Origin of the sequence: Saccharomonospora iraqiensis subsp. iraqiensis (genome assembly GCF_000430445.1) — a bacterium.
GTDB lineage: Bacteria > Actinomycetota > Actinomycetes > Mycobacteriales > Pseudonocardiaceae > Saccharomonospora > Saccharomonospora iraqiensis.
Genome location: NZ_KE387072.1, coordinates 57,761 through 60,366, shown reverse-complemented (window position 1 = coordinate 60,366; position 2,606 = coordinate 57,761). Strand labels below are relative to the sequence as shown.

General features: G+C 73.3%; 2 protein-coding genes and 1 pseudogene. 2 read left to right on the top strand and 1 reads right to left on the bottom strand.

Features of this window, described 5'->3' with window-relative positions; genetic code table 11:
• Positions 1 to 124 precede the first annotated feature (124 nt).
• Complete coding sequence (locus ACTIR_RS0108410) at positions 125 to 1,042, top strand: acetaldehyde dehydrogenase (acetylating) (protein WP_026453937.1); 918 nt, start codon at positions 125 to 127, stop codon at positions 1,040 to 1,042.
• Positions 1,039 to 2,106: a 4-hydroxy-2-oxovalerate aldolase gene (gene dmpG / locus ACTIR_RS0108405; RefSeq protein WP_267879484.1), complete on the top strand. Its 1,068-nt coding sequence runs from the start codon at positions 1,039 to 1,041 to the stop codon at positions 2,104 to 2,106. Before ACTIR_RS0108410 ends, dmpG begins: the two co-directional genes overlap by 4 nt.
• A 296-nt stretch (positions 2,107 to 2,402) precedes the next feature.
• Here the strand turns inward: dmpG and ACTIR_RS0108400 are convergent.
• Positions 2,403 to 2,606: pseudogene (locus ACTIR_RS0108400) on the bottom strand (TetR/AcrR family transcriptional regulator); the annotation flags it as partial.

Sequence of the window (2,606 nt, the reverse complement as noted above, 5' to 3'; positions counted from 1 at the left end):
CGGCGCCTGACGAGCCCCGCGCCGGGTCCCGCGGTGGGGGCGGGACCCGGCGTGGGCGGGCCGTTTCCGGTGAGCGGGACGGCGACGTTGCCCCACCGTGCGCGCCGGAGCACCGTGTGCCGCCATGAGCGATTCCCGAGCGGTGGCCGCCATCGTCGGCCCGGGGCACATCGGAACGGACCTGTTGGCGAAACTGCGCCGCAGCGAGCGGATCGACGTGCGGTACATGGTGGGTGTGGACCCGGCTTCGGACGGGCTCGCGCGGGCGGCCGAGCTCGGGATCGCCGCCTCCGCCGAGGGGGTGGACTGGCTGCTCGACCGGGACGAACGGCCGGACCTGGTGTTCGAGGCGACCTCGGCGAAGGCCCACCTGGCCGCCGCGCCGCGCTATGCCGAGGCCGGCATCCCCGCCGTCGACCTCACCCCCGCGGCGGTGGGGCCGTTCACCTGCCCGGTGGTGAACCTGCCCGCCCGGGTCGACGCGCCGAACCTCAACATGATCACCTGCGGCGGGCAGGCCACCATCCCGATGGTGCACGCCGTCTCCCGCGTCACCCCCGTCTCCTACGCCGAGATCGTCGCGTCGGTGTCGTCGCGGTCGGCCGGGCCGGGCACCCGCGCCAACATCGACGAGTTCACCGAGACCACCGCCCGCGGCCTGGAGGAGGTCGGCGGTGCCGAGCGGGGCAAGGCGATCATCATCATCAACCCGATGGAACCGCCGATGATCATGCGGGACACGGTGTTCTGCGCGATCGACCCGGACGCCGACCGGGACGCGGTGGCCGAGTCGATCCACCGGATGGTGGCCGAGGTGCAGACCTACGTGCCCGGCTACCGGCTCACCGCCGACCCGCAGTTCGACGACCCGCGTCCGGACTGGGGCGGCAAGGCGCGGGTGGCCGCGTTCCTCGAGGTGGCGGGCAACGGCGACCACCTGCCCACCTACGCGGGCAACCTGGACATCATGACCGCCGCCGCGTCGAAGGTGGGCGAACTGCTGGCCGAACGGATCATCGAGGACAAGGCGGTGCGGGCATGAGCACGACGGGCGCGGCAGGCACGAGCGGCACGGCGGGCACGGCGGGCACGAGCGGCACGGGTGCCGACCGGGTGCGGCTGGTCGACACCACCCTGCGCGACGGCAGCCACGCGATGGCCCACCAGTTCACCGAGGCCCAGGTGCGCGACACCGTGCGCGCGCTGGACTCGGCGGGGATCTCGCTCATCGAGGTCACCCACGGCGACGGGCTCGGCGGCTCCACGTTCAACTACGGCTTCTCCCGGGTGGACGAACGGACCCTGATCTCCGCCGCGGTCGACCAGGCACGGCAGGCCCGCATCGCGGTGCTGCTGCTGCCGGGGCTGGGCACGGTCACCGACCTCAAGGCCGCCGCCGACCTCGGTGCGGGCGCGGTGCGCATCGCCACCCACTGCACCGAGGCCGACGTCTCGATCCAGCACTTCGGCGAGGCCCGCGCGCTGGGCCTGGAGACGGTCGGCTTCCTGATGCTGGCGCACATGTCCACGCCGGAGGAGCTGGCGAAACAGGCGCGGATCATGGTGGACGCGGGCTGCCAGTGCGTCTACGTGGTCGACTCGGCGGGCGCGCTGATCCTGGAGGACGCCGCCGACCGGGTCGCCGCCCTGGTGGCCGAGGTCGGCGACGAGGCACAGGTCGGCTACCACGGGCACCAGAACCTCAGCTTCGGCGTGGCCAACTCGGTGCTGGCCCACCGTGCGGGCGCCCGGCAGATCGACGGGTCGCTGGTGGCGCTCGGGGCCGGCGCGGGCAACTCGCCCACCGAGGTCCTCGCGGCCACCTTCGATCGGCTCGGCGTGCACACCGGGGCGGACAAGGACGTGCTCATGGACGCCGCGGAGAACGTGGTCAAGCCCTACATCACCCGGCTTCCGGTGATGGACCGCTCGTCCATCGTGCAGGGCTACGCCGGGGTGTACTCCAGCTTCCTGCTGCACGCCGAACGTGCCGCCGAGCGCTACGGCGTGCCCGCCCACGAGATCCTCTACGAGGTCGGCCGCCGCCGCTACGTCGGCGGCCAGGAAGACATGATCATCGACATCGCCCTCCAACTGTCGTCATGACCTCCCCGCGAGTCGCCACTCCAGGTCCGCGAGTCGCCGCCCGGTGCCCGCGAGTTGACGCGGGAGGCCGGCGAGTTCGCGCGGGAGGCGGGCGAGCCGGGGTGGGGCCCCCGCGAGTCGGCGCAAGCTGTCGGCGGGCGCCGCGTGGCGGACGTGGTCCCACCCCCTCGGGTCACGCACCCCCGACGTCGACTCACGGACCCGGAGCGGCGACTCGCGGGTCTGGAGTGGCGACTCGCGGACCTGGAGCGTCGACTCGCGGGGCTGGGGTGGCGACTCGCGGGGTGGGGGAGGGGTCAGGCGTGCAGGGCGTCGGCGCCGAGGACGAGGCGGACGCAGTGGGCCGTGAGGTGCTCGCGGGAGACGTCGAGCTGGCCGGTGAGGTAGGCGGTGAACAGGTTCGCCAGGCCGCCGACCAGGGTCAGCGCGGTCATGGTGCGGTCCTGTTCGGCCACCCGGTCGGAGAGCTGTTCGCGCACCAGTTCGGTGAACACCGGCAG